The sequence below is a fragment of the Homoserinibacter sp. GY 40078 genome (assembly GCF_008017545.1).
GTDB lineage: Bacteria > Actinomycetota > Actinomycetes > Actinomycetales > Microbacteriaceae > Homoserinibacter.
The window spans coordinates 675,597-701,571 of sequence record NZ_VRTZ01000002.1 but is presented as its reverse complement, the minus strand read 5'-3'; the positions used below and the strand labels follow the sequence as shown (position 1 = coordinate 701,571).

Genomic DNA, 25,975 nt, shown 5'->3' with positions numbered 1-25,975 from the left:
TCACCTCGCCCACGAGGACACCTCCGTGCGCGCGGCGTCGATGGCGCGGACGAGGCCGTCCGGCCCCGCTCCGAGAACGGAACGTGCTGCATTGGGGATGACCGAGCCGAGCGCTGTCCCGAAGAGAGCAGGCGCATCCGTCAGCTGCGCGCCCTGCGCGCCGAACCCGGGTGCCAGAACGGGCACGCGGCCGAGCAGCTCGGCGTCGATTCCCGCCGCGTCGAGATCGACCGTCGCCCCGACAACGACCCCCGCCGTCCCTCCGGTCGCGACGGCGTCGCGGACCATCGAGGCGGCGAGCGTCTCCCCCGTCTCTCCGCGGAGGGTCTGTACGCCAGCGCTCTCGGGGTTCGATGTGGCAGCGAGCACGAAGACGCCCTTGTCGTGCGAGGCAGCACGCGCGAGCACGCCGTCGAGCGAGCCGAAGCCCTGGTATGCGACGGCGGTCATCGCATCGGCTTCGAGTGGCGAGCCGGGGGTCAGCCATGCCTCTCCGTACGCGTCCACGGTAGAGCCGACATCGCCGCGCTTCACATCGGCGATCATCAGGATGCCCGCGGCGCGTCCCGCAGCCAGCACCTCCTCGAGGGCGGCGTACCCGGCGGCCCCGTGACGCTCGAAGAAGGCGATCTGGGGCTTCAGGAAGCCGAGACGCCCGGATGCCGCGTCGACGACACGCAAGCCGAACTCGCGCACGCCGGCGGCACCGTCGTCGAGGCCCCAGGCCCGAAGCAGCTCGAAGTGCGGGTCGATCCCGACACAGAGCGGACCGTGGGCTTCGATCGTCGCGAGGACGCGATCGCGGAACCCGGTCATCCGGCGACTCCAGCGCGGGCCGCGCGGTCGAGAGCGTAGTCCTGGAGGCTGCGGACGCGGATCGGCTGGGATCGCGCCTCGAGCGAACCGACCGCCGCACCGACCTGGGCGATCGTCGTGAACAGAGGCTTGTCGGCAGCCACCGTGGCGGTGCGAATCTCGATCCCGTCGGCGCGGGCGCTCCGCCCGCTCGGAGTGTTGATCACGATGTCGATGCGCCCCTGGTTGATGAGGTCGACGATCGTGCCCTCGACGCCTCCCTCCCCCATGGAGTACTTGCGGACGGTGTCGGCGCGGATGCCGTTGCGCGCGAGGACCTCCGCGGTGCCCTCGGTGGCGACGATGTCGAATCCGAGCTGCGCCAGACGCAGGACCGGCAGCACGACGGCCCGCTTGTCTCGGTCGGCGACCGACACGAAGACCGTGCCGCTCTGGGGAAGTCCGCCATAGGCGGCGTCCTGGCTCTTCGAGAAGGCACGCGGGAAGTCCGCGTCGATCCCCATGACCTCGCCCGTGGAGCGCATCTCCGGTCCGAGCACGGAGTCGACCACGTTGCCCTCGCGTGTGCGGAAGCGCTTGAAGGGCAGCACGGCCTCCTTCACGGAGATCGGCGAGTCGAGCGGCACATGCGAGCCGTCCTCGGGGGGAAGCAGGCCGTCGTCGACAAGTCGGTCGATCGATCGGCCCACCATCATGAGAGCCGCGGCCTTCGCAAGCGGGATACCGAGCGCCTTCGAGACGAACGGGACCGTGCGCGACGCGCGGGGGTTGGCCTCGAGGACGTAGAGCACGCCCGCTCCGATCGCGAACTGGACGTTGAGCAGACCCTGCACGCCGATCCCCTCGGCGATCCGGCGCGTGGCCTCGACCACCCGGTCGAGCACGTCGCGGCCCAGCGTGACGGGCGGGAGCGTGCACGCGGAATCGCCCGAGTGGACCCCGGCCTCCTCGATGTGCTCCATGATCCCGCCCACATACAGCCGCTCGCCGTCGAAGAGGGCGTCGATGTCGATCTCGAGCGCGTCATCGAGGAAGCGATCGACGAGGAGCGGCGAGCCGGGGCCGATGATGGCCTGCTCGCGCACGCGATCGAAGTAGTCCTCGAGGCTCGGGGTGTCGTAGACGATCTCCATGCCGCGTCCGCCCAGAACGTAGCTCGGGCGCACGAGCACCGGGTAGCCGATCGCCTCCGCGACGGCGACGGCACTCGGAGCGTCGACCGCCGTGCCGTTGCGGGGCGCGATGAGGCCCGCGCGATCGAGGATGCCGGAGAAGAGGCCGCGCTCTTCGGCGAGGTCGATCGCGGCGGGGCTGGTGCCGAGGATCGGCACTCCCGCCGCCTCCAGGCCCTTCGCCAGCCCGAGCGCGGTCTGGCCGCCGAGCTGCACGATGACGCCGACGAGCTCCCCCGACTGCGACTCGGCGTGAATGACCTCGAGCACGTCCTCGAGGGTGAGCGGCTCGAAGTAGAGCCGGTCGCTCGTGTCGTAGTCGGTCGAGACCGTCTCCGGGTTGCAGTTGATCATGATCGTCTCGAAGCCGGCATCGTGCAGCGCGAAGCTCGCATGCACGCAGGAGTAGTCGAACTCCACACCCTGGCCGATGCGGTTCGGTCCGGAGCCGAGGATCACGACCTTCTGTGCGGAGCTCGGCGCGACCTCGGTCTCGAAGTCGTAGCTCGAGTAGTGGTAGGGCGTCAGCGCCGGGAACTCACCCGCGCAGGTGTCGACGGTCTTGTAGACCGGTCGCACCCCGAGCTGCCACCGGAGGTTGCGCACCTGCTCCTCGTCGAGGCCGCGGAGCTGGGCGATCTGCGCGTCGGAGAAACCGTGATCCTTCGCGAGCCGGAACATCGCCTCGTCGAGCGGCCGAAGGCTTGCGATCTCCGCGGCGACCTCGTTGATGAGCACGATCTGATCGAGGAACCAGGGGTCGATGCCCGTGGCGGCATACAGTTCCTCGACGGTGGCACCGGCGCGCAGCGCCTGCTGGACGGTCACGATCCGGCCATCCGTGGGCGTCTTCGCGATCTCGATGAGCTCCGACTTCGGCGCCACGTTGGTGTCCCAGTGGAAGCTCGAACCGCGCTTCTCGAGCGAGCGGAGGGCCTTCTGGAGGGCCGTCGAGTAGTTGCGCCCGATCGCCATCGCTTCGCCGACCGACTTCATGGTGGTGGTGAGCGTCGCATCCGCCGAGGGGAACTTCTCGAACGCGAATCGCGGCACCTTCACGACGATGTAGTCGAGAGTGGGCTCGAAGCTCGCGGGGGTCACCTTCGTGATGTCGTTGGGGATCTCGTCGAGGCGGTATCCGATGGCGAGCTTCGCCGCGATCTTCGCGATCGGGAAGCCGGTGGCCTTCGACGCGAGCGCCGAGGATCGGGACACACGCGGGTTCATCTCGATGACGATCACCCGACCTGTGGTCGGCTCTACAGCGAACTGGATGTTGCAGCCGCCCGTGTCGACGCCGACGGCGCGGATGATGTCGATGCCGATGTCGCGAAGTCGCTGATACTCGCGGTCGGTCAGGGTGAGCGCGGGGGCCACAGTGATGGAGTCGCCCGTGTGGACCCCCACCGGGTCCACGTTCTCGATCGAGCAGACCACGACCGTGTTGTCGGCCGTGTCGCGCATGAGCTCGAGCTCGTATTCCTTCCAGCCGAGGATCGACTCCTCGAGCAGCACCTCGGTGGTCGGCGACTGGTGGAGACCGTCGGCCACCATGCGGCGCAGCTCTTCCGGGTCGTGGGCGAAGCCCGAACCGAGACCGCCCATCGTGAACGAGGGACGCACGACGAGGGGATAGCCGAGGTCCTCGGCCGCCGCCACGGCATCCGGCACGGTGTGCACGATGTAGGAGCGCGCGACGTCGGCGCCCGCGGCGATGACGAGCTCCTTGAACTGCTGGCGGTCCTCGCCCTTCTGGATCGCCTCGACCTTCGCGCCGATGAGCTCCACGCCGTACTTCTCAAGGATCCCCGCCTCGTCGAGCGCGATCGCGGCGTTGAGCGCGGTCTGGCCGCCGAGCGTCGGCAGAACCGCGTCGGGGCGCTCCTGGGCGATGATCGCCTCGAGGATCTCGGTGGTGATCGGTTCGACGTAGGTCGCGTCGGCGAAGTCGGGGTCGGTCATGATCGTGGCGGGGTTCGGGTTCACGAGGATCACCCGCACCCCCTCCGACCGCAGCACGCGGCACGCCTGAGTGCCGGAGTAGTCGAACTCCGCCGCCTGGCCGATCACGATCGGCCCGGAGCCGATGACGAGGACGCTCTGGATGTCGGGACGCTTGGGCATTACTCGGCTTCCTCGGGGGTGCGGGCGCTGTGCGTGCGCACGAGCTCCGCGAAACGATCGAACAGGTAGTTGGCGTCGTGCGGACCTGCCGCGGCCTCGGGGTGGTACTGCACCGAGAATGCCGGGATGTCGAGGGCGCGCAGACCCTCGACGACGTTGTCGTTGAGGCCGACGTGGCTCACCTCGAGCCGGCCGTAGCCGTTGGGGCTCTCGATGATCCCCTCGAGCGGCGCGTCCACCGCGAAGCCGTGGTTATGGGCGGTGATCTCGACGCGACCGGTGGCCTTGTCGAGCACCGGCTGATTGATGCCGCGGTGTCCGTACGGCAGCTTGTAGGTATCGAGGCCGAGCGCGCGCCCGAGGAGCTGGTTGCCGAAGCAGATGCCGAAGAAGGGCAGCCGCTGATCGAGCACGCCGCGCAGCAGAGCCACGTGGTCTCCGGATGCCGCGGGGTCGCCGGGGCCGTTCGAATAGAAGACGGCGACCGGCTGGATGGCGAGGAGCTCGTCGAGCGTGACGTCCTGAGGCAGCACGTGGACCTCGAAACCGCGATCGGCGAGATTCTCGATCGTCGCCTGCTTGACCCCGAGGTCGAGCACCGCGAGAGCGCCGAGCCGCTCGCCACGAGCAGGGGTGACCGTCGCCGACGCCACAGACACCTCGGCCGAGAGATTCAGCCCCGCCATCCGCGCTCCCGATTTGACGATCCGGACCTGCTCATCCGCGATGAGCGCCGCGTCGTCGCCCGAGAAGATCCCGGCCCGCATCGAGCCGACATCGCGCAGGCGTCGCGTGATCGCGCGCGTGTCGACGCCGCTGATGCCGACGACGCCGTTACGCGTCAGGTCCTCATCGAGGCTGCCGTCGGCGCGGAAATTCGACACCACCCGTGAGGGGTCGCGCACGACGTATCCCGACACCCAGATGCGGCGAGACTCCGGGTCCTCGTCGTTGACGCCGGTGTTGCCGATGTGCGGTGCTGTCATGACGACGATCTGTCCGGCGTAGCTGGGGTCGGTGAGGGTCTCCTGGTAGCCGGTCATTCCGGTCGCGAAGACGGCCTCACCGAGGGTGCGGCCCCGGGCTCCATAGGCCCGGCCGGTGAAGCGCGAGCCGTCCTCCAGGACGAGCACGGCAGGGTCGGTGTCGATCATTCGGGAGCCCCTTCCTGAGGCGGGTCTGTCGGGTCGCTGTTCGGGGCCTCGCTGCGTGCGGCAGCCGCCGCGGCGGGCGAGAGCTCCGAAAGCACGTCGAGGAGTCGTTGCGGGTCGTCCGCGCGCAGGTAGCTGTCGACGCCGGTGCCGCCGAGCTCCCAGCGGATGAAGACGAGGCCGTCCTTCTCGACGCCGCGGTCGATCGCCCATGTGGCGAGCCCCACGCCGCGGATGTCGGAGGTGGGGATGAAGGCGGGAGCTGCCCCTGCGAGGTCGAGTACCACGCCACCCCGGGCGATGCGCACGTCACCCCGCGCCCGGAATCCGAGGCCGCCCACGACGACCCGCTCGAGCGGCTGCTCGGCGAGGGTCGTGGCGACGTGCAGCACCCGGATGCGAGCGAGCTCGTCCCCGATCTCTTCGGGCGGCACCGGCACGACATCGAGCGCGGACTGGCGCGCACGGCGGTTCCGCCAGCCGGCAACCCCGAATCCGAGTGCGATCAGCACCATCGCGCCGACCACGATCACCGGCCACATGGTGTCAGCCACGGGACACCTCCTCTGCGTCTCGGAGCGCCCCGTCGATCACCGTGGGCACGCCGCCGTGGATGGTCGCCACGACTCGGCCCGGAAGCTCGCGCCCGAGGTACGGGGAGTTGACGCCCTTGCCGCGGAGCGAGCCGACGCCGAAGACGGATCGGGAGGCGGGATCGATGAGCGTCAGATGCGCAGGGCTCCCCTGCTCGAAGGGTGCGTCGTATCCGGAGAGCCGGCCGATCTCCGCGGGCACCCGAGAGAGCACGCGGGCGACATCGGTCCAGCCGAAGTGCCCGGTGTCGACCATCGCGGTCTGCACGACGGATAGCGCGCTTTCGAGGCCGACCATCCCGAAGGACGCCTCCTGCCACGCGCACTCCTTGCTCTCGACAGGATGCGGCGCGTGGTCTGTCGCGACGATGTCGATCGTGCCGTCGGCCAACGCCTCTCGCAGGGCCTGGACATCCTCATCCCGCCGCAGTGGCGGATTCACCTTGAAGCGTGCGTCGTACGACGTGTACGGGTCTCCCCCGCCGTCCGCCACCAGCTGCTCGGTGAGCAGCAGGTGGTGCGGAGTGACCTCGGCCGTGACGCGGATGCCGCGGGCCTTCGCCCAGCGGACGATCTCCACGCTTCCCGCCGTCGACAGGTGGCAGACGTGCAACCGGGCGCCGACCGCATCGGCGAGGAGCACGTCGCGCGCGATGATCGCCTCCTCGGCGACGGCGGGCCATCCCGCGAGTCCCAGCTCGGCGCTCACCTCGCCCTCGTTCATCTGCGCGCCCTCGGTCAAGCGCGGCTCCTGAGCGTGCTGCGCGATGACACCGTCGAACGTGGCCACGTATTCGAGCGCGCGTCGCATGAGAAGTGCGTCGTGCACGCACTTCCCGTCGTCGCTGAAGACGCGAACGGCGGCCCGGGATCGTGCCATGGCTCCGATCTCGGAGAGCCGCTCACCGGCGAGGCCGACGGTGACCGCTCCGATGGGCCGGACTGTCGCGTAGCCGTGGTGGGCACCGAGCGAGGCGACCTGCTCCACGACGCCCGCGGTGTCGGCCACGGGCGAGGTGTTCGCCATCGCATGTACGGCGGTGAAGCCGCCCGCCGCTGCCGCCCGGGTTCCCGTGAGCACCGTTTCGCTCGTCTCGAAGCCGGGCTCGCGCAGGTGCGTGTGGAGGTCGACCAGCCCCGGCAACGCCACGAGGCCGTCCGCGTCGATGACGGTCGCCCGCGCCCGGCTGAGTCCCGAGCCGCGTTCGGCGATCACGCCGTCCTCGATGAGCAGGTCGACGGGGTCGCCCGCCAGGGGGCGTGCTCCGCGGATGATGATCGTGGTCATGCCGCGGCCTCCCGCGGATCCGAGCCTGAGAGCACGAGGTAGAGCACCGCCATCCGTATCGACACCCCGTTGGTGACCTGGTCGAGGATGACCGACCGGGGCGAGTCCGCGGCGCGTGCCGAGATCTCCAGCCCACGGTTCATGGGTCCGGGGTGCATCACAATCGTATCCGCCGCGAGGCGCGCGAACCGGTCGTCATCGAGGCTCCAGCCGCTCGCGTACTCGCGCTCGTGCGGGAAGAACGCGGCGTGCATCCGCTCCTGCTGCACGCGCAGCATCATGACGGCGTCGGGGCGCGCCGCGATCGCCGCATCGAGGTCGGTCGTCACGTCTACGGGCCACGCTCCGACACCCATCGGGAGCAGCGTGCGGGGACCGACGAGGGTCACATGGGCACCGAGCGTCGTCAGCAGCCAGACGTTCGAGCGCGCGACCCGCGAGTGGAGGACGTCTCCGACGATCGCGACGCGGACGCCATCGAGGTCACGCCCCCGTGATGCGTCGGCGTGGAGCGTCTTGCGCAGCGTGTAGGCGTCGAGGAGCCCCTGGGTGGGGTGCTGGTGGGTGCCGTCGCCGGCGTTCACCACCGCGGCGTCGATCCAGTCGGACTCGGCGAGCACCTGGGCGGCACCGGAGGCCGAGTGCCGCAGCACGACCGCGTCCACGCCCATGGCGGCGATGGTCTGCGCCGTGTCTTTGAGACTCTCGCCCTTCGACACGCTCGAGCCCTTCGCACTGAAGGTGATCACATCGGCGGACAGGCGCTTGGCCGCTGCTTCGAAGCTGAGGCGGGTGCGGGTCGAGTCCTCGAAGAAGAGATTCGCCACCGTGCGGCCGCGCAGAGTCGGGAGCTTCGGCACCGCGCGGGTCGCGACATCCGCCATGTCCTCGGCGAGGTCGAGGATTCCGACGGCCTCATCACGCGTGAGGTCGGCGGTGGAGAGCAGATGCCTCATGCGATCCCCTCGATCGAGACGGCGTCATCCCCGTCGGTCTCTTCGAGACGCACGAAGATGCGCTCGGCGGCAGCTGTCGGAAGGTTCTTCCCCACGAAGTCGGCCCGGATGGGCAGCTCCCGGTGGCCGCGATCGACCAGAACGGCGAGGCGGACGGCGCGGGGGCGCCCCAGGTCGCCGATGGCGTCGAGCGCGGCGCGGATCGTCCGACCGGAGAAGAGCACGTCGTCCACGAGCACGACCGTCTTGCCGTCGACGCCGCCGGCCGGGAGGCGGGTGGGGCTCGGAGTGCGCGTCGGGTGACGGTGCAGGTCGTCGCGATACATCGTCACGTCGAGCGCACCGACGACGCCGGAGCCCGGCTCGAAGGCCTCGAGGTTCGCGGCGATTCGCTCGGCGAGGACGACGCCGCGAGTGGGAATGCCGAGGAGGATCAGATCCGAGCCGCCACGATTGGACTCGAGGATCTCGTGCGAGATGCGTGTCAGGGCCCGCGCGATATCCGCGCGCTGCAGCACTGTGCGTGCCGGCATCCTGACCTCCTTCCCCGCCTCTCTGGACGGACTTAAAGGTGGTCGACTTCCGCAGGCGACTCTAGCAGGTCGCCCGGCGCCGGAGGGTCAGCCCCAGCGCTTCAGGAGTTGCCTCTCGAGAACGCCGACGAGTGCATCCGTCGCTTTGCCGAGAACCGCGAGCACGAGGATCGCGAGAAAGAGACGATCGATGCGCCCGTTGTTCTGCGACTCGATCAGCAGGAACCCCAGGCCCATCGTCGAGCCCAGCAGCTCCGCAGCGACGAGGAAGAGCCAGGCCTGGGCGAGGGCGAGACGCAGGCCGGAGATGATCGCGGGGATCACGGCGGGCAGCTGCACTGTCGTGAGCAGCCGGACACCGTGCAAGCCGTAAGCGCGCCCGAGCTCCACGAGGTGCGGGTCGACGTGCCGCAGCGCACCCGCCACCGTGGTGTAGACGGGGAACAGCGCGCCGATCGCGACCAGGGTCACCTTCGAGTCCTCGCCGAAGCCGAGGTACAGGATGAGCAGCGGAACCCACGCAAGAGACGGCACGGCGCGGGCGGCACCGATCGTCGGGGCGAGGAAGCCGTCGGCGAGGCGTGAGAGGCCGACGATCGCGCCGAGGGCCAGCCCGACGATCGCCCCGATGGCGAATCCCAGCAGCACGCGCTGCAACGAGATCCCGATGTACTCCCACAGCACGCCACGCTGTGCGAGATCGATGGCCGCTTGGATGACGGCCTCCGGGGAGGGCAGCTTGAAGGCGGCCACCCAGCCGAGATGGGATGCCGCCCACCACAGCACGAGAAGAGCGACCGGGAGGATGGCGCCGATCAGCCAGCGCCAGCTCGAACGGCGGGGCCGGGGACGCTCCACGACGCTCGTCCCCGCCTCGCTCGAGTGGACGGCGGCCTCCCCTGTGACATGCGGGTCCGCAGGTGGTCCGGCGATACCGCCGCGGACCACGCTGTCGCCCGTCACGAAATCAGGAGAGGCCGCCATCGGGTCAGCCCACCCGGCTCGGGTCGGCAGCCTCGGCGAAGGTGGTGTCGAACAGCGACGCGAGGGCGTCATCGGCCGCCTGCTGCGTCGGGATGTCACCGTTCTCCACCTGGATGGGCGCGACGACCTTCAGCACGTCGAGCTGCGCCTGTCCGGGCACGTTGTCGAGGTCGATGACCGTGCGCTCGAGGAGCACCTTGTCGGCGACGGCCTGGTCGATGCCCGCCACCTCGGCGAGCAGCTCGGCGGTCTCCTGCGGGTTCTCGAGGGCCCAGGCACGGGCCTTCTCGTAGGCGTCGACGACGACCTGCGCGAGGTCCGCGTGGTTGGTGATGAAGTCCTCGGTGGCGTTCAGGAAGCCGTACGTGTTGAAGTCGACGTTCCGGTAGAAGAGCTCCACGCCGTCGTTGATCTCGTGCGCAGCGAGCATCGGGTCGAGACCCGACCATGCGTCGACGCTCCCGTTCACGAGTGCGGTGCCGCCGTCGGCGTGCTGCAGGTTCTGGATCTCGACCTCGTCGACCCCGACACCGGCCTCATCGAGCGCCTGGAGCAGGAAGAAGTACGGGTCCGTGCCGACGGTGACGGCGACCGTCTTGCCGCGGAGGTCGGCGACCGACTCGATCCCCGAGCCCGGGAGGGTGGCGAGGGCCGACCACTCGGGCTGGGTGTAGATGTCGATCGTCTTGATCGGAGAGCCGTTGGCACGTGCGAGGAGCGCGGCGGAGCCGGCGGTCGAGCCGACGTCCAGAGCGCCGGCGCGCAGCCCCTCGTTGGCCTTGTTCGATCCGAGGGACTGGGTCCAGGTCACCGAGACGTCGTCACCGAGCGTGTCCTCGATCCACCCCTGCTGCTTGATGATGAGGCTCAGCGGGTTGTAGGTCGCGAAGTCGAGGTTGAGGGTGGACGAGCTCCACTCTCCCCCGTTGCCGGCGTCGGTGGGGGCGTTCTCCCCGGCGCAGCCCGCGAGAGCGAGAGCTGCGACGGCGGCTGCGGCCACGATGGCCGGGAGGCGTCTACGGATCATGGTGTTGGGTTCCTCTGCTGTTTTCAGGTGGGGTGATGCGGCGTTCAGGGGTTCTCGCGCTTGGAGCGCTGAGCCTTGATCGCCTGGGTGATGTAGTCCTCGGGGTGGTGGCTCTCGACTCCGAGCAGGTCGAGCAGTTCGGCGCGGAGCGCGGCGAGGCGCGCGTCGCCGCGGTCGCGGGGGCGGCGATTCCCGACCTCGAGCACCCGCCGAATGGTCGCTCCTGCCGTGTCGCCGTCGGTGCCGAGCAAGACGATGCGGTCAGCGAGCTGCAGCGCTTCGTCCACATCGTGGGTGACGAGCACGATCGTGGCCGGCTCGACGGCGTGCACCTCGAGCAGCAGGTCCTGCATCGTGATGCGGGTCAGTGCGTCGAGGGCGCCGAACGGCTCATCGAGGAGCAGCACCCCGGGGTTGCGGGCGAGAGCACGTGCGAGCGACGCGCGCTGGGCCATTCCTCCGGAGACCTGACGCGGCCGAAGCCCGCTCGCGTGATCCAACTGGACGAGGCGCAGCAGCTCGGAGACGCGATCGCGGCCCGCCGACTTCTCGGTGCCACGGGGCAGTCCGATCTCGACATTGCGCTCGATCGTGCGCCACGGAAGGAGGCGCGGTTCCTGGAAGGCAACCGCACAGCGCTGGTCGACGGCCGCGACGGGGGTGCCGGCGATCGTCAGCTCTCCGCCATCCGCCGTGTCGAGTCCGGAGATCAGGCGCAGAAGGGTCGACTTGCCGCAGCCCGACGGCCCGAGCAGCGCGACGATCTCACCGGCACGGATCGAGAGATCGATCTCGCGCAGCACGACGCGCTCCCCGCCATCCGGCGAGGGGAATCGGCGCGCCACACCGGAGAGGCTCACGGGGAGCGCCGGCGCGGATGTCGTCTCGAGCAAGGTCACCCGACCGACCGTAGGGATCAGGGCACCGGGTCGGCAAAGCGACTCGTCACGGAACGCAATACAACGCCTCTCGGCGTCACACGACGGGTCTAGCGCCCCCGGGCGATGGCCGAGAGCACGCCGTTGACGAACGCTCCGGACTCGTCGGTGGAGAGCTGTGACGCGGCTTCGACCGCCTCGGCGATCGCGACTCCGTCCGGCACCTCGTCGTTGTGCAGGATCTCCCACGCGCCGATGCGGATGAGCGCGCGGTCGACGGGCGGCATCCGGTCGAGGGGCCAGCCGTTCGTGTGCGCCTCGATCACGGCGTCGAGTTCGTCGAGATGCGCGTCGACACCCGCGACGATCTCACGGGCGTACGCCCAGGAGCCCGCCCGTTCCGGATAGCTGGTCGCGCGCAACTCCTCCTCCGCGAGAGCCTCGGTGAGCGAACGCTCGCGAAGATCGGCGCCGTAGATGACGTCGAGTGCCCGCTTGCGGGCCTTGGTACGTGAGCTCACGGATCAGACGCGACCGAGGTAGTCGCCCGAGCGGGTGTCGACCTTGACCTTCGTGCCCGTCTCGACGAAGAGCGGCACCTGGATCTCGTAGCCGGTCTCGACGGTCGCGGGCTTGGTGCCGGCGCTCGAGCGGTCGCCCTGGAGGCCCGGCTCGGTGTAGGTGATCTCGAGCACGACGGAGGCAGGCAGCTCGACATAGAGCGGCTCGCCCTCGTGCACGGCGATCTGCACGGTCTGGTTCTCGAGCATGAAGTTGGCGGCATCGCCGACCGTCGTCGCCGGGACCGTGATCTGGTCGTAGTCGCTCGTGTCCATGAACACGAACCCGTCGCCGTCGCGGTAGAGGTACTGGAAGTCACGACGGTCGACGGTGGCGAAATCGATCTTGGTGCCGGCATTGAAGGTGCGGTCGACCACCTTGCCCGACATCACGTTCTTCATCTTGGTGCGGACGAACGCTCCGCCCTTGCCCGGCTTCACGTGCTGGAACTCGACGATGCTCCACAGCTGTCCGTCGAGGTTGAGGACGCTGCCGTTCTTGATGTCGTTCGTCGTGGCCATACGAGTGAGATGTTCCGTTCCTATCGGGTGGGAGGCAGGAGCGCCCCCCTGAGTGTAACGACGTTCGCCGCCGCCGCTGAGGCGGAGCTCAGGCGGTGCGGCGGATCGCGCCGAGCGCGAGCAGGTACGAGTCGAACCCGAAACCGGCGATGACGCCCGTGGCCACGCCCGAGATGACGCTCGTGTGGCGGAACCTCTCACGCGAATGCGGGTTGCTGATGTGGACTTCGACGAGGGGGATCCCCGCCTTGGTCACGAGGGCCGCGGCGTCGCGCAGTGCGTAGCTGTAGTGGGTGAACGCCGCCGGATTGAGGATCACCGGTGTCGAGGTGTCGACCGCCTCGTAGAGCCAATGGATGAGCTCTGCCTCGTCGTCGGTCTGCCGCAGGTCGATCTCGACGCCGTCGCCCGCCTCGTCGACGAGCTGGACGCGCAAGGCCGACAGGTCCTGCGATCCGTACACGTCGGGCTCACGGCTGCCGAGACGTCCGAGATTCGGGCCGTTGAGCACCAGCACGCGTGTCATGGGGCCACAGCCTACCGTTGCGGGCGAAGCCGCTAGGAGGCGATCTCCTGGTACGCGGCGAAGAGCAGACCCTCGTCGGGGCCCTGCACAGTCGTGGGGCGTCCGATGTCGTCGAGCACGATGAATCGCAGGAGCGCGCCGCGTGCCTTCTTGTCGCGCTTCATCGTGGCCAGCAGAGTCGACCATCGCCCCGCCGGGTACGTCGTCGGGAGGTCGAGCGAGTCGAGGATCCGGCGGTGCCGGTCCACGGCGGCGTCCGACAGGTGACGCGTGAGCCGCGAGAGCTCGGCGGCGAACATCATGCCGATCGCGATCGCGGCACCGTGGCGCCACTGATACCGCTCGGCGTGTTCGATCGCGTGGCCGAGGGTGTGACCGTAGTTGAGGATCTCCCTCAGCCCCTGCTCGGTGAAATCTTCGCCCACGACTCGCGCCTTCATGCCGATCGCGAGCTCGATCGTGCGACGGAACTCGGGCGCGGCGGGATCGGTCGCGCGCTGCGGATCGGCCTCCACGATGTCGAGGATCTCGGGCTCGGCGATGAAGCCCGCCTTCACGACCTCCGCATACCCGGCCAGGATCTCGTTGCGAGGAAGAGTGTCGAGCACGTCCAGGTCGCACAGCACGGCGCGTGGGGCGTAGAAGGCCCCCACGAGGTTCTTTCCCTCCGCGGTGTTGATCCCCGTCTTCCCTCCGACGGCGGCATCGACCATCCCGAGCACGCTCGTGGGGATCTGGATGAGCTCCACCCCGCGCATCCAGGTCGCGGCGACGAAGCCCGCAAGATCTGTCGTCGCGCCGCCCCCGAAGCCGATCACGGCATCACTGCGGGTGAAGTCGGTCTGACCCATGATCTGCCAACAGAAGGCGGCGACCTCGACGCGCTTCGCAGACTCGGCATCCGGTACCTCCGCGAGGATCACCTCGTACCGGTCCGCGAGCCGGGCGCGCAGCTGCTCGGCCCGCGCCCCGAGCGTCGGCGCGTGCACGACGAGGATCTTCGCGACGCGAGATCCGAGGTGCTCGGCCACATCGTCGAGGAGTCCGCGGCCGACATGGACCTCGTAGTCAGCCATGCCGTCCGTGCCGTGCACGGGGATCACCGTCGTGTCGGTCATCGGTCCTCCGTCTCGAGCCACGCGACGATGTCGCGGGCGATGTGGTCGATGGGTCGGCGCGAGGTGTCGAACTCCACGTCGGCGACTTCGGCGTAGAGAGGGCGTCGGCTTTCGGCGATGCGCTGCCATGCCTCGAGACCGCCGTCGCGCACAAGCGGGCGGCCGCTGCCCACGAGACGCGCGGCGACCGCCTCCGGTGTGATCGTCAGCCAGACGACGGGAAGCGGCGCGAGGTCGGCACGAGTCCCGGCGTCGAGCACCGCTCCCCCACCGAGAGAGATGACGCCGGCGGTCTGGAGTGCCTCGGACACCGCCTCGCGCTCCAGGGCGCGGAAACGTTCCTCGCCGTGCGTATCGAAGATCTCGGCGATCGGGCCGTGCTGGGTCACGATCACCCGATCCGTATCGACGAACGGAACGCCGAGGGACGCAGCGACCCGCTTGCCGAGACGGGTCTTGCCCGCCCCCATCGGGCCCACGAAGACTACACGCGGCCCGGTCATGCCGGGGAGATGCCCGTGCGCAGGGCGTCCGGGATGTTGCCGAGGTACCCGTCGAGATTGCGGCGGGTCTCTCCGATCGAGTCGCCGCCGAATTTCTCGAGCACCGAAGCCGCGAGCACGAGGGCGACCATCGCCTCCGCGACGACACCCGCCGCGGGGACGGCGCACACATCCGAACGCTGATGGTGGGCGGCCGCAGCTTCGCCCGTGCTGACGTCCACGGTTCGGAGGGCGTGCGGGACAGTGGCGATCGGCTTCATGCCGGCCCGCACACGGAGGACGGTACCCGTGGACATGCCGCCCTCGGTTCCCCCTGCCTTGTCACTCAGCCGCGTGATGACCCCATCGTCGGAGACGAGTTCGTCGTGCGCCGCCGAACCCGGACGCCGCGTGGTCTCGAAGCCATCGCCGACCTCGACCCCCTTGATCGCCTGGATGCCCATGAGTGCCGCCGCGAGCTGTGCATCGAGCCGCCGGTCCCAGTGCACGTGGCTGCCGAGGCCCGGAGGCAGGCCGTATGCGAGCACCTCGACGATGCCGCCGAGGGTGTCGCCCTCGTCGTGCGCTCGATCGATGCGGGCGACCATGCGCTCGGAGGTGGCCGGGTCGAAGCAGCGAAGCGGATCGGCGTCGAGTCGATCGACGTCGTCGGGAGTCGGGAGCGCGGCGTCGTCGGGCACGTGAACGGTCTCGATCGAGAGCGTGTGCGATACGAGCCGGATGCCGAGCTCACCGAGGAACGCCCGTGCGACGGCGCCCAGCGCGACCCGGGCTGCAGTCTCGCGCGCGCTTGCGCGCTCGAGGACATTGCGTGCCTCAGGGAAGTCGTACTTCTGCATGCCGACGAGATCCGCATGTCCCGGCCGAGGACGGGTGAGCGCGGCGCCGCGTCCCTTCGGAAGCGTCGCAGGGTCGACCGGAGTGGGCGACATCACGTCGACCCAGCGCGGCCACTCGGTGTTACCGATGCGGAGGGCGACGGGGCTGCCCATCGTCTCGCCGAAGCGGATGCCGCCCGAGATCGTGAGCTCGTCTTCCTCGAACTTCATTCGGGCCCCGCGCCCGTATCCGAGCTTGCGGCGCTGGAGGTCGGCCTGGATCTGCTCGGGGAGGATCGGCACACCGGCCGGCACCCCTTCGAGGATGGCCACCAGCTCGGGACCGTGGGACTCACCGGCCGTCAACCAACGCAGCATGCCTTCGATCATTCCACAGCGGCGCGCATCGCCCGGATGACCGCCTCTTCGTCGGGAAGCGGCATGGTGGGGTCGCCCGAGACGAAGATCCGCACCTGATGCACGGCCTGGTGTAGCAGCATCTCGAGGCCGTGCACGATGCCGCCCCCGGCCGCCGCCCAGCGGGACGCGAGAGGGGTGGGCCACGGTGTGTAGGCGACGTCGAGCAGCACACCGGAGATGTTCTCCGCGGGCAAGACGACATGGAACTCCGCCCGCGGCGGGATCGTCGAGACCACGACATCCGCCGCCGCGATCACGTCGTCAGCGGCGTCGAGGGCCACGATGCGCGGTGTCGACGCGAACCCTCGTGACCCCGACACCTTCGCGGTGTCGCGGACGGCGACGGCGATCTCCGCGCCCAGCTGCTCGAGGGCGACCACGGCACTCTCGGCCGTTGCTCCCCCGCCGAGGACGACCGCGGAGCGTGCCGTCTGAACCCCGGCGTCGGCAAGAGCCGCGACGATTCCGTGGACGTCCGTGTTGAACGCCCGCACGGGCGTGCCGTGATCGAGCAGGATCGTGTTTCCCTGGTGGGTGCGTGCGGCGACCGGATCGACCTCCGGTACGAGCTCGGCGACGCGACGCTTGAGAGGCATCGTGAGCGACAGTCCGCGCCACTCGGTGCCCAATCCGCCGAGGAAGTCATCGAGGCCCGCGTCGTCCACCTCGATGCGGTCGTAGCGCCAATCGAGCCCGAGCTCCTCGTAGGCCGCCGCATGCAGCTGCGGGGACAGCGAGTGCGCGATCGGCGACCCCAGTACGGCGAGCCGCAGCGGGGTCGCGTCACTCACAGTAGGCAGCGTTCTCGTCGCTCTCGTGGCACCACGCGTAGAGCTGGTTCGCCGCCGCTTCGTGCTCCGCGAGGGTGTTCGAGAAGACCGTTTCGCCGGTGCGGAGGTTGATGGGCACGAAATACAGCCAGGTGCCGTCGGCAGGCTGGACAGCAGCCTGGATCGCGGCGTCTCCGGGGAGCCCGATGGGCCCGACGGGTAGCCCCGGATTGGCGTACGTGTTGTAGGGATTCGAGGCGTCGGCACGCTCCTCCGGCGTAGTCCACACGGTGTGCGTGTTGCCGGTTCCGTACGCGACGGTCGCGTCCGACTGGAGGTTCATGCCACGCTTCAGACGGTTCTCGAACACCCTCGCGATCTTGGGCATGTCCGACTCGTCGGGACCGGATTCGCGCTGCACGATCGACGCCATGACGAGCGTGCGGAAGCGGTCCGCCTTGGCCACGCCGGCCGCATCCAGATGCTCGAACATGGTGTCGACGAGCGTGGCGATCGCTTCCTTTGCAGTGACGTCCGGGTCGAACGTGTACGTCGCCGGGAACAGGTAGCCCTCGATTCCGCCCGCCTTCTCCGGGATACCGAACGAGGTGTAGTCGTCGGCGGCCGCCCGAAGCTCATCGATCGGGATCTCGGTCGCCGATGCGATGAGCTCGAGCGCTGCGTCGGCAGTGATGCCCTCGGGCACGGTGACCTGATTGATGATCTTGTTCGCCGGATCTTGGAGCGCAGCGAGGGCCGACGCCGCGCTCATCTCCTCCTCGAGGCGGTAGTTCCCGGGCAGGAACTGTACGTCGGGGTTCTCGAGCAGGAGCTCGTAGAAAGCGGTGAAGCTCATCGTGACACCGGCGTCGTGCAGAGTGGTCGCGACATCCGAGCCGATGTCGCCCGGCTCGATCACCACCACGACCTCGGTGCCGTTCCCATCACCCGAGTAGTCGATGGGTGGCGCGATGCCGAGCACCTCGCGGATGCGGTCCTCGAACATGATCCACACCGTCGTACCTGCTCCGGCCACGAGAGCGACTACCACGACGAGTGCGATGATCCATCCGAATCCGCGGCTGCGCCGCTTGCGCTTGCGCGATCCTGGCGTGGCTTCGCGCAGCTGTCGTCGTGACGGCGGCGGGGCCGAATCAGGGGTGTCCGCTGAGTCTGGGCTCGCGGAGCGGGCGTTCCCCGCGTCCTGCGTCACAGGCGGGGCGGTGGTGAATGGTCCGAAGATGTCGTCCCAACTCGGATCAGAGGCCACGTTCAGGGTCTTTCGTGCGGGGGACGACGGCTCCGGGGGGACGACCCGACGTCCTCTCGGAATCGAGGGCGTTCTGCAGGATGATAACAGCGGCAACCTGGTCCACGACGGAGCGCGACGTCTTCGCGCGCCGCCCACCGGCCTGGAGCTGCCGGTGAGCCGTGACCGTCGACAGCCGTTCGTCGACGAGGCGTACCGGTCGGGCGCTGGCGTCCGCGAGCTCCTGTGCGAACTTCCGGGCGTCGGTCGTCGACGGGGTGTCTCCCCCGTTCAGCGACAGCGGGAGTCCGACGACGAACTCGATCGCATCCAGTTCCTCCGCATGCGCGAGCAACGCCTGGATCGTCTCGTCACCGCGAGCGAGTGTCGCGATCGGCGTCGCGATGAGCGCGTCGGGGTCGCATCGTGCGGCACCCACGCGTGCTCGACCGACGTCGACGCCGACGCGCACTCCCCGGCGCATGACCCGGTCAGCCCGCCAAAGCGCCGCGAATGGAATCGAGCGCCGCCGGGATTGCGTTCTCGTCCGTGCCGCCGCCCTGCGCAAGGTCGTCCTTGCCGCCGCCGCCACCACCGAGCACCCCGGCTGCCGTCTTCGCCAGCGCTCCGGCGCGGACACCTGCGTCGCGGGCCCCGGCAGTCGTCGCGACGATGACCGCCGGTTTGCCGCCCGCGCGTGCAGCAAGAGCGACAACCGCCGGCTCGGCGGCGAGACGCTCGCGCACAGAGGTCACGAGGCTCCGCAGCTCGTCGGCGGACGCCAGCACGCCCACGTCCTCGAGCACTGCCAGAACCGGCCCGACGCGCGCAGCGGATGCGGCGATGGCGGGGACCCGCTCGGCGAGTCTGCTGGCCTCGAACGCGGCGATCTTCTTCTCGGCCGCCTTGAGCTGCGACACGAGGTCCGAGATCCGCTCGGGGAGTTGCTCCCGTGGGGTCTTGAGGTTGGCGGTCAACTGCGACACGATCGCACGTTCCGCAGCGAGGTCGCGGAACGCATCCAGCCCGACGAGTGCTTCGACGCGCCGGTTGGCGGACCCCACGCTCGACTCCGAAACGAGATTCACGAGCCCGACCTCGGCTGAGGTGCGCACATGGGTGCCCGCGCACAGCTCCCTGGACCACGGACCGCCGATGTCGACCATCCGCACCGTGTCGCCGTACTTCTCGCCGAACAGCGCCATCGCGCCCGCCTTGCGCGCCTCGTCGAGAGGCAGGATGCGGGTCACCACTTCGAGGTTGTCGCGCACGGCGTTGTTCGCGATCTCCTCGATCTCGGAGCGCGTCTCATGGCTGAGAGCCTGGTTCCACGAGAAATCGAGCCGCATGTAGCCGGCTTTGTTGAACGAACCCGACTGGTGTGCCTCCTGGCCGAGCGTCTGCCGCAGCGCGGCGTGCACGAGGTGGGTCGCCGAGTGAGCCTGCGCGGCAGAATGCCGGTACTCGCGGTCGACGACCGACGTCGCCGCGTCGCCGGCGCCGACCTCGCCCGACCGCACCTGGACGGTGTGGCTGATGAGCCCCTTGACCGGACGCTGAACGTCGAGCACCTCGAGGTCGAACCCGTTGCCGATGATCGAGCCCTTGTCGGCCGCCTGACCACCGGATTCCGCGTAGAGCGCGGACTCCGCGAGGATCACCTCGACGATCTGCCCCGCCGACGCGCTCTGCACCGGGATGCCGTCCACGATCAGCCCGAGAACACGCGAGTCGGTCTGCAGGTAGTCGTAACCGGTGAACACCGTCTCGCCCTGCGCGCGGAACTCCGAATAGACCGAGAGGTCGGCGAGCTTGCCCTTCTTGGCCTTCGCGTCGGCCTTCGCGCGTGCACGCTGATCGGACATCAGAGTGTCGAACGCCGAGCGGTCGACCGAGAGGCCAGCCTCTTCGGCGATTTCGAGCGTCAGGTCGATCGGGAAACCGAAGGTGTCGTGCAGGAGGAACGCCGTGTCGCCCGAGAGGGACGAGCCGCCAGCCTGCTTGGTGTCCTCCACCGCCACGTCGAGGATCGTCGTGCCACTCGCGAGCGTGCGAAGGAAGGCGTCCTCCTCGCCGAGCGCCAGGCGCGATGTGCGCTCGTACTCGGCTTCCACTTCCGGGTAGGCGTCTCGCATGGCGACGCGCGACGCCTCGAAGAGCTCGCTGAAGCTCGGCGCGTCGACCCCGAGGAGGCGCATCGCGCGGACGACCCGACGGAGCAGGCGGCGCAGGATGTACCCGCGCCCCTCGTTCGACGGCGAGACGCCGTCGGTCATGAGCATGAGGCCAGACCGCACGTGGTCGGCGATGACGCGCATGCGCACGTCATCATCGTGATCCGCGCCGTAGCGCCGACCGGACAGCTGAGCCGCCATGTCCAGCACCGGGCGTACCTGGTCGATCTCGTACATGTTGTCGACGCCCTGCTTCAGGAACGCGACGCGCTCCATCCCCATGCCGGTGTCGATGTTCTTCTTGGGGAGTTCGCCCGCGATGTCGAAATCGGTCTTCGAACGCACCTCGGTGAGGAGGTACTGCATGAAGACGAGGTTCCAGATCTCGAGATACCGGTTGTCGTCGGCAGCCGGTCCCCCTTCGGCGCCGTAGGCGGGACCGCGGTCGAAATAGATCTCCGAGCACGGGCCGCCGGGACCCGGCTGCCCGGTGTGCCAGTAGTTGTCGGCCTTGCCGAGCCGCTGGATGCGGCTCTCGGGGAGTCCCGCGACCTTCTTCCAGAGCTCGATCGCCTCGTCGTCGTCTTCGTAGACCGTCACCCAGAGGTCGCGCTCGGCGAAGCCGAGTCCGCCGTCCGACTCGGAGCTCGTGAGGAGCTCCCACGCGTACGAGATCGCCCCCTCTTTGAAGTAGTCGCCGAACGAGAAGTTGCCGTTCATCTGGAAGAAGGTGCCGTGGCGAGTGGTCTTGCCGACCTCTTCGATGTCGAGGGTGCGAATGCACTTCTGCACGCTCGTCGCGCGCGGGAACGGCGCCGGAACGACACCCGTGAAGTACGGGATGAACGGCACCATGCCGGCCACGGTGAACAGCAGTGTCGGGTCGTCGGTGACGAGCGACGCGGAGGGGACGACGGTGTGGCCGCGGTCTCCGAAGAAGGTGAGCCAGCGACGTTGGATCTCAGCGGTCTGCACAGGTGTTCCTTGGACGATGCCCCGACGGGGCGGTGGATGCGGGCCGCCGGCCCGGCGGCGTGGGTCAGGCCTTGGCGCGCTTCGCGAGGTCGTCGATCGCGTCCTGAGCGTTCGCGACCGCCGTACGCAGTTCCGCCTCGCGAGCCTTATAGCCCTGCACGACGGCGTCGCCGAACTCCTTGGCCTTGCCGTCGACCTCGTCGAAGAACTGCTTGCCCTTCTCGGTCTTGGCGACCTCGTGCGCGACCACGAAGCCGATGGCGACTCCGGCGATCAGAAGCAGTGCACCCTTCATCGTGTTCCTCCTTCGTTCGCGGCGTGGGCGGCGAATGCCGTCAACCGTTCTAGCCTATGCGCATTCGAGAACGAGCGAAGGCCCCCGGATCGCTCCGAGGGCCTTCGTCGATATCGCCGATCAGCGAGCGGCGTAATACTCGACGACGAGCTGGACGTCACAGGTGACGGGCACCTCGGCGCGCTTGGGGCGACGCACGAGACGCGCCTGCAGCTTGTCGATCTCCACCTCCAGGTAGCCCGGGGTCTTGGGCAGGACGTCGACGTGGCCACCGGCCGCGGCGACCTGGAACGGCTCGAGCGACTCGGAGCGCTCCTTCACGTGGACAAGCTGGCCCGGCTTCACGCGGAACGAGGGACGGTCGACGATCTTGCCGTCGACGAGGATGTGGCGGTGCACGACGAACTGGCGCGCCTGAGCGGTCGTGCGGGCGAGGCCGGCGCGGACGACGAGCGCGTCGAGACGCATCTCGAGGAGCTCGACGAGGTTCTCACCGGTGAGGCCCTGGGTGCGGCGGGCCTCGTTGAAGACGATGCGCAGCTGCTTCTCGCGGATGCCGTACTGCTCGCGGAGACGCTGCTTCTCGCGCAGACGGACGGCGTAGTCGCTGTCGGCCTTGCGCTTGGTGCGGCCGTGCTCGCCGGGAGCGTAGGGACGCTTCTCGAGGTAGCGGGCAGCCTTCGGCGTCAGCGGGATGCCGAGCGCACGAGACAGACGGACCTTGCGGCGGTCCTGGGACTTGGTGGGCATGGATGACCTTCCAACACATGGCCGCGACTTTCGCGGCTCACAGACGTGCATCCCGCCATCCGCTGCTCCGGGCGCACGTCGACGCGACCGGCGGATCTGAGTGTGGGATGTGCTCGGAAGTCGAGCCGTAGAAGTCTATCAGACGGCCTCAGGAACCCGAGGTGGTGTCGTCCGGCTCGGCCTTCTGCGGCATGGGACGCCCTTCGAGCAGCGCGCGGAGGCGCTCGAGACGGGGGCCGACCTCGCGTTCGTATCCGTTTCCCACCGGCTCGTAATAACGGGTGCCGACGAGCTCGTCGGGAAGGTAGGTCTGCTCCGCCACGCTGTAGGGAGCGTCGTGCGCGTATCGGTATCCCTTGCCGTGTCCGAGACGCTTGGCGCCCGGATAGTGGGCGTCGCGGAGGTGAATGGGCACACGGCCGATGCGGCCAGCGCGCACGTCGGCGATCGCTCGATCCAGCGCGAGGTAGGAGGCGTTCGACTTCGGCGCGGTCGCGAGATACACGACTGCCTCGGCCAGCAGGATGCGACCCTCGGGCATGCCGATCAGTTGAACGCCCTCGGCGGCGGATACGGCCAGCGTGAGCGCCTGCGGGTCTGCCATGCCGATGTCTTCCGCGGCGAGGATCATGATTCGTCGGGCGATGAACCGCGGGTCCTCCCCCGCCTCGATCATCCGTGCCAGGTAGTGCAATGACGCGTCGACGTCGGATCCGCGTACCGACTTGATGAACGCGCTGATCACGTCGTAGTGCTCATCGCCCTGCCGGTCGTACCGCAGGAGCGCGCGATCGACGGCAGAGGCCACGATCTCCGCGGTCACGACGGGCTCTGGCCCGGCGGAGGCGATCACCGCGGCCGCCTCGAGGGCCGTCAAGGCGCGTCTCGCGTCGCCGGATGCGAGGCGAATGATCGCGGAACGCGCCTCGTCCTCGAGCTCGACCGCACCCTTGAGCCCACGAGGGTCGGCTACCGCGCGATCGATCAGAACGCCGAGGTCGTCATCCGAGAGCTGTTCGAGCGTCAGCAGCAGCGACCGCGAGAGAAGCGGCGCGACGACGGAGAACGACGGGTTCTCGGTCGTCGCGGCGACGAGCACCACCCATCCGTTCTCGACCCCCGGGAGCAGCGCGTCTTGCTGGGCCTTGGAGAACCGATGGATCTCGTCGAGGAAGAGCACCGTCGAGACGCCGTAGAGATCGCGGCTGGATCGAGCCTCGTCGATGACCTGCCGGACATCTTTCACGCCCGCCGTGACGGCCGAGAGCTCCACGAAGCGGCGACCGGAACTACGAGCGATCGCCTGGGCGAGCGTGGTCTTGCCGGTTCCAGGAGGCCCCCAGAGGATCACGGAGACGGCTCCCGAGGTGCCGCTCGCATCGCGAGCCAAGGCGACGAGGGGTGAGCCGGGCGTGAGCAGATGACGCTGCCCCGCCACTTCGTCGAGGGAGGCGGGCCGCATCCGCACGGCCAGCGGGGTCGACCCCGAGAAGAGTCCCTGCTGGTCGGCCATGCGGCAATGCTATCCGCGGGCTCCGACCCTCTGCCCCCGACGGTTTGGGTGCTCACAGGCGTGCTGACTAGAGTTCACTGCGGGCTGCGACGGCATCCGCGCCCCATCGGGAAGGATCATCGCGAGTGGCATCGAACCGTCAGCAGCGCGAGCAGCGCGAGGCCCGTGAACGACTGCGCGCCTATCAGGCCCGCCAGGAGGTCCACGAGATCCGGAACCGCCGCCGACGCCGCGACAACGTCATCGGAATCCTCGGAGCTGTCGTGGTGACGGCGCTGGCGATCACGACCCAGATCGTCTACTTCACGGCCGGTCCGGGCGCACCGGAGGCGTCGCCGAGCGCGAGCCCTTCCGCGGCGGCCGGCGACGAGCTGAACGTCGGCGCCCCCGATTCGTCTCTTGCCGAGGGGCGCACCTGGACGGGCGAGCTCGTGTTCAACGACGACGTCACGCTGGGTATCGAGCTCGATGGTGCAGCGGCACCGCAGGCCGTATCGGGATGGGTCGCGGACGTCATGGCGGACTACTACCCCGGCACCACGTGCCACCGTCTCGCTGACGCGGAGTCGTTCGCATTCATCCAGTGCGGCTCGATCGACGGTGCGGGTTCGGGCGACCCCGACTACTCGTACGGGCCCATCGAGAACGCCCCGGCCGACGGCGTCTACCCCGCCGGCACCATCGCGATGGCGCGCAGCGGGAACGACGCCTACAGCAACGGTCACCAGTTCTTCATCATCACCGCGGACACCACCCTGCCCGCAGACGCGGCTGGCGGATATTCCGTGGTCGGCCAGGTGACGAGCGGCTTGGACGACCTGATCTCAGAGATCACGTCGAAGGGCGTCGACCCCGATACGGTCGGTGAGGACGGGACCGGGTCGCCTCTGGTTCCGACCACCATCACGAGCCTCACCCTGCAATAGGCTGTCACGGGTCCGGCGAGAGGCAGCCGGCCGCGACAGAGGTGGGGAGACCAGTGAGCGACGACCAGCCGACCCCGTGGGGTCGCGTCGACGACGACGGCACGGTGTACGTCCGCGAGGAGTCGGGAGAGCGCGCAGTCGGGCAGTACCCGGACGCGACTCCTGCCGAGGCGCTCGCGTATTACGAGCGCAAGTATTCGGAACTCGAGGGTCAGGTGAGCCTTCTCGAGCAGCGTCAGCGGGCGGGAGCGCCTGCACAGGATGTCGCGAAGGCCGTCCGCGCGCTGGCCCCGACGATTCCCGGGGCGAACGCCGTCGGCGATCTGAAGGAGCTGTCGGATCGTCTCGATCGTCTCTCGGGGGCGTTGGGGGTTGCCGCTGAGCGCGAGAGCGAGGAGGCGCGCCAGGCTGTCTCCGAGGCTCTTGCAGAGCGCGAGCGGATCGTCGCGCAGGCGGAGGAGCTTGCGGCCCAGGACCTCGAGAAGGTCCAGTGGAAGCAGGTGAGCTCGCAGCTCGATGAGCTGTTCGCGCAGTGGCAGGCGGGCCAGCACGGTGGCCCCAGGATCCCCAAGAAGGACGCCGACGAGCTCTGGAAGCGATTCCGTGCTGCACGCAGCACGATCGAGACCGCGCGGAGGGCCTTCTTCGCCGACCTGGATCACGCTCATCGTGATGCTCGTGGTCGCAAGCAGGCTCTTGTCGAGCGTGCGGAGGGGCTCGCCCCCAAGGGCGCCGCGGGCATCCCGGACTACCGTCGACTCCTCGATGAGTGGAAGGCAGCCGGACGCGCCGGCAAGAAGGTGGACGACGCCCTCTGGGCTCGATTCAAGGCGGCTGGCGACGTGCTCTACGGAGCGAAGGCGGAGGCAGACGCCGTAGAGAACGAGGAGTTCCAGGCGAACTTGCAGGCGAAGCTCGCCTTGCTCGAGGAGGCCGAGCCTCTTGCGACGTCGACGGATCGAGTCCAGGCGCGCAGCCGTCTGACGGAGATTCAGCGCCGATGGGATGCGGTCGGCAAGGTACCCCGCGATCAGATCCGGGTCGTCGAGGACCGCATGCGACGCATCGAGTCGGCCGTGCGCAAGCTCGAGGACGACCACTGGAACCGGACCGACCCCGAGAAGCAGGCCCGCTCGGAGGGGTTCGCGGCCCAGCTGCATGCCGCGATCACGCGCGCCGAGGACGAACTCACGGCCGCGAAGGCCGCTGGGGACGCAGCCCGGATCTCGCAGGCGGAGGACTCGCTGGCAGCACAGCGCGCCTGGCTCGACGCGATCGGCTGAGCCGGGGTTCTCCACAACCGATGCTCATCCACGGATGAGCTCGGCCGAGTC

General features: G+C 69.0%; 25 protein-coding genes. 2 read left to right on the top strand and 23 right to left on the bottom strand.

Annotated features, from left to right (window positions below; genetic code table 11):
* The 23 genes from pyrF to FVQ89_RS11980 all read right to left on the bottom strand — a co-directional run bounded on the left by pyrF (position 1) and on the right by FVQ89_RS11980 (position 23,715).
* Positions 1-816, bottom strand: coding sequence for an orotidine-5'-phosphate decarboxylase (gene pyrF / locus FVQ89_RS12090; protein WP_147902176.1), 816 nt, complete (start codon positions 814-816; stop codon positions 1-3).
* Positions 813-4,112, bottom strand: a complete 3,300-nt coding sequence (gene carB, locus FVQ89_RS12085) for a carbamoyl-phosphate synthase large subunit (RefSeq protein WP_147902175.1) — start codon at positions 4,110-4,112, stop codon at positions 813-815. Before carB ends, pyrF begins: the two co-directional genes overlap by 4 nt.
* Complete coding sequence (gene carA / locus FVQ89_RS12080) at positions 4,112-5,266, bottom strand: glutamine-hydrolyzing carbamoyl-phosphate synthase small subunit (protein WP_147902174.1); 1,155 nt, start codon at positions 5,264-5,266, stop codon at positions 4,112-4,114. The genes carB and carA overlap by 1 nt, the downstream gene beginning before the upstream one ends.
* Entirely contained in the window at positions 5,263-5,817 is a 555-nt protein-coding gene (locus FVQ89_RS12075) for a hypothetical protein (RefSeq protein WP_147902173.1), read from the bottom strand. Before FVQ89_RS12075 ends, carA begins: the two co-directional genes overlap by 4 nt.
* The gene (locus FVQ89_RS12070) at positions 5,810-7,144 is read right to left on the bottom strand and encodes a dihydroorotase (RefSeq protein WP_147902172.1); all 1,335 of its coding nucleotides are present in this window, start codon (positions 7,142-7,144) and stop codon (positions 5,810-5,812) included. The genes FVQ89_RS12075 and FVQ89_RS12070 overlap by 8 nt, the downstream gene beginning before the upstream one ends.
* Complete coding sequence (locus FVQ89_RS12065) at positions 7,141-8,100, bottom strand: aspartate carbamoyltransferase catalytic subunit (protein ID WP_147902171.1); 960 nt, start codon at positions 8,098-8,100, stop codon at positions 7,141-7,143. The genes FVQ89_RS12070 and FVQ89_RS12065 overlap by 4 nt, the downstream gene beginning before the upstream one ends.
* Positions 8,097-8,633 (bottom strand): bifunctional pyr operon transcriptional regulator/uracil phosphoribosyltransferase PyrR, encoded by a 537-nt coding sequence (pyrR, locus tag FVQ89_RS12060; protein WP_147902170.1) that lies wholly within the window; start codon positions 8,631-8,633, stop codon positions 8,097-8,099. The genes FVQ89_RS12065 and pyrR overlap by 4 nt, the downstream gene beginning before the upstream one ends.
* A gap of 87 nt (positions 8,634-8,720) precedes the next feature.
* Positions 8,721-9,596 carry an ABC transporter permease gene (locus tag FVQ89_RS12055; RefSeq protein ID WP_370454470.1) on the bottom strand — a complete coding sequence of 292 codons (876 nt, stop codon included), beginning with the start codon at positions 9,594-9,596 and terminating at the stop codon, positions 8,721-8,723.
* Between the two features lie 25 nt (positions 9,597-9,621).
* Positions 9,622-10,644, bottom strand: coding sequence for an aliphatic sulfonate ABC transporter substrate-binding protein (locus tag FVQ89_RS12050; RefSeq protein ID WP_147902168.1), 1,023 nt, complete (start codon positions 10,642-10,644; stop codon positions 9,622-9,624).
* A gap of 44 nt (positions 10,645-10,688) precedes the next feature.
* Positions 10,689-11,543 carry an ABC transporter ATP-binding protein gene (locus FVQ89_RS12045; RefSeq protein WP_255513584.1) on the bottom strand — a complete coding sequence of 285 codons (855 nt, stop codon included), beginning with the start codon at positions 11,541-11,543 and terminating at the stop codon, positions 10,689-10,691.
* A gap of 89 nt (positions 11,544-11,632) precedes the next feature.
* Positions 11,633-12,043 (bottom strand): transcription antitermination factor NusB, encoded by a 411-nt coding sequence (nusB, locus tag FVQ89_RS12040; RefSeq protein ID WP_147902167.1) that lies wholly within the window; start codon positions 12,041-12,043, stop codon positions 11,633-11,635.
* A 3-nt stretch (positions 12,044-12,046) separates the two neighbouring features.
* Positions 12,047-12,604, bottom strand: coding sequence for an elongation factor P (gene efp, locus FVQ89_RS12035; RefSeq protein ID WP_147902166.1), 558 nt, complete (start codon positions 12,602-12,604; stop codon positions 12,047-12,049).
* 88 nt (positions 12,605-12,692) lie between these two features.
* The gene (locus tag FVQ89_RS12030) at positions 12,693-13,130 is read right to left on the bottom strand and encodes a type II 3-dehydroquinate dehydratase (protein ID WP_147902165.1); all 438 of its coding nucleotides are present in this window, start codon (positions 13,128-13,130) and stop codon (positions 12,693-12,695) included.
* Positions 13,131-13,162: 32 nt separating this feature from the next.
* Positions 13,163-14,248, bottom strand: coding sequence for a 3-dehydroquinate synthase (gene aroB / locus FVQ89_RS12025; RefSeq protein ID WP_147902164.1), 1,086 nt, complete (start codon positions 14,246-14,248; stop codon positions 13,163-13,165).
* Complete coding sequence (locus FVQ89_RS12020) at positions 14,245-14,751, bottom strand: shikimate kinase (protein WP_147902163.1); 507 nt, start codon at positions 14,749-14,751, stop codon at positions 14,245-14,247. Before FVQ89_RS12020 ends, aroB begins: the two co-directional genes overlap by 4 nt.
* Entirely contained in the window at positions 14,748-15,947 is a 1,200-nt protein-coding gene (gene aroC / locus FVQ89_RS12015; protein WP_147902162.1) for a chorismate synthase, read from the bottom strand. The genes FVQ89_RS12020 and aroC overlap by 4 nt, the downstream gene beginning before the upstream one ends.
* Positions 15,948-15,955: 8 nt before the next feature.
* Positions 15,956-16,780: a shikimate dehydrogenase gene (locus tag FVQ89_RS12010; RefSeq protein ID WP_147902161.1), complete on the bottom strand. Its 825-nt coding sequence runs from the start codon at positions 16,778-16,780 to the stop codon at positions 15,956-15,958.
* The gene (gene mltG / locus FVQ89_RS12005; protein WP_255513583.1) at positions 16,773-18,029 is read right to left on the bottom strand and encodes an endolytic transglycosylase MltG; all 1,257 of its coding nucleotides are present in this window, start codon (positions 18,027-18,029) and stop codon (positions 16,773-16,775) included. Before mltG ends, FVQ89_RS12010 begins: the two co-directional genes overlap by 8 nt.
* Positions 18,019-18,492 carry a Holliday junction resolvase RuvX gene (gene ruvX, locus FVQ89_RS12000; RefSeq protein WP_147902160.1) on the bottom strand — a complete coding sequence of 158 codons (474 nt, stop codon included), beginning with the start codon at positions 18,490-18,492 and terminating at the stop codon, positions 18,019-18,021. The genes mltG and ruvX overlap by 11 nt, the downstream gene beginning before the upstream one ends.
* Positions 18,493-18,499: 7 nt before the next feature.
* On the bottom strand, positions 18,500-21,157 hold the full coding sequence (alaS, locus tag FVQ89_RS11995; RefSeq protein ID WP_147902159.1) for an alanine--tRNA ligase: 2,658 nt from the start codon (positions 21,155-21,157) through the stop codon (positions 18,500-18,502).
* Positions 21,158-21,221: 64 nt separating this feature from the next.
* Positions 21,222-21,452, bottom strand: a complete 231-nt coding sequence (locus FVQ89_RS11990; protein ID WP_147902158.1) for a hypothetical protein — start codon at positions 21,450-21,452, stop codon at positions 21,222-21,224.
* A gap of 120 nt (positions 21,453-21,572) precedes the next feature.
* Entirely contained in the window at positions 21,573-22,202 is a 630-nt protein-coding gene (rpsD, locus tag FVQ89_RS11985) for a 30S ribosomal protein S4 (protein WP_147902157.1), read from the bottom strand.
* A gap of 148 nt (positions 22,203-22,350) precedes the next feature.
* Complete coding sequence (locus FVQ89_RS11980; protein ID WP_147902156.1) at positions 22,351-23,715, bottom strand: replication-associated recombination protein A; 1,365 nt, start codon at positions 23,713-23,715, stop codon at positions 22,351-22,353.
* 125 nt (positions 23,716-23,840) lie between these two features.
* Between FVQ89_RS11980 and FVQ89_RS11975 the strand changes: the two genes are divergently transcribed.
* The gene (locus FVQ89_RS11975; protein ID WP_147902155.1) at positions 23,841-24,641 is read left to right on the top strand and encodes a peptidylprolyl isomerase; all 801 of its coding nucleotides are present in this window, start codon (positions 23,841-23,843) and stop codon (positions 24,639-24,641) included.
* A 53-nt stretch (positions 24,642-24,694) separates the two neighbouring features.
* Positions 24,695-25,924, top strand: a complete 1,230-nt coding sequence (locus FVQ89_RS11970; protein ID WP_187265021.1) for a DUF349 domain-containing protein — start codon at positions 24,695-24,697, stop codon at positions 25,922-25,924.
* Positions 25,925-25,975 lie beyond the last annotated feature (51 nt).

Excerpts from the sequence above, each read along its gene's own strand:
- rpsD (WP_147902157.1), bottom strand. The coding sequence starts at position 22,202 with ATGCCCACCAAGTCCCAGGACCGCCGCAAGGTCCGTCTGTCTCGTGCG.
- FVQ89_RS11990 (WP_147902158.1), bottom strand. The coding sequence starts at position 21,452 with ATGAAGGGTGCACTGCTTCTGATCGCCGGAGTCGCCATCGGCTTCGTG.
- efp (WP_147902166.1), bottom strand. The coding sequence starts at position 12,604 with ATGGCCACGACGAACGACATCAAGAACGGCAGCGTCCTCAACCTCGAC.
- FVQ89_RS12065 (WP_147902171.1), bottom strand. The coding sequence starts at position 8,100 with ATGAGGCATCTGCTCTCCACCGCCGACCTCACGCGTGATGAGGCCGTC.
- FVQ89_RS12020 (WP_147902163.1), bottom strand. The coding sequence starts at position 14,751 with ATGACCGGGCCGCGTGTAGTCTTCGTGGGCCCGATGGGGGCGGGCAAG.
- FVQ89_RS12050 (WP_147902168.1), bottom strand. The coding sequence starts at position 10,644 with ATGATCCGTAGACGCCTCCCGGCCATCGTGGCCGCAGCCGCCGTCGCA.
- aroC (WP_147902162.1), bottom strand. The coding sequence starts at position 15,947 with ATGCTGCGTTGGTTGACGGCCGGTGAGTCCCACGGTCCCGAGCTGGTG.
- ruvX (WP_147902160.1), bottom strand. The coding sequence starts at position 18,492 with ATGCGCCGGGGAGTGCGCGTCGGCGTCGACGTCGGTCGAGCACGCGTG.
- pyrF (WP_147902176.1), bottom strand. The coding sequence starts at position 816 with ATGACCGGGTTCCGCGATCGCGTCCTCGCGACGATCGAAGCCCACGGT.
- FVQ89_RS12030 (WP_147902165.1), bottom strand. The coding sequence starts at position 13,130 with ATGACACGCGTGCTGGTGCTCAACGGCCCGAATCTCGGACGTCTCGGC.
- FVQ89_RS12070 (WP_147902172.1), bottom strand. The coding sequence starts at position 7,144 with ATGACCACGATCATCATCCGCGGAGCACGCCCCCTGGCGGGCGACCCC.
- FVQ89_RS11980 (WP_147902156.1), bottom strand. The coding sequence starts at position 23,715 with ATGGCCGACCAGCAGGGACTCTTCTCGGGGTCGACCCCGCTGGCCGTG.
- aroB (WP_147902164.1), bottom strand. The coding sequence starts at position 14,248 with ATGACCGACACGACGGTGATCCCCGTGCACGGCACGGACGGCATGGCT.
- carA (WP_147902174.1), bottom strand. The coding sequence starts at position 5,266 with ATGATCGACACCGACCCTGCCGTGCTCGTCCTGGAGGACGGCTCGCGC.
- pyrR (WP_147902170.1), bottom strand. The coding sequence starts at position 8,633 with ATGCCGGCACGCACAGTGCTGCAGCGCGCGGATATCGCGCGGGCCCTG.
- carB (WP_147902175.1), bottom strand. The coding sequence starts at position 4,112 with ATGCCCAAGCGTCCCGACATCCAGAGCGTCCTCGTCATCGGCTCCGGG.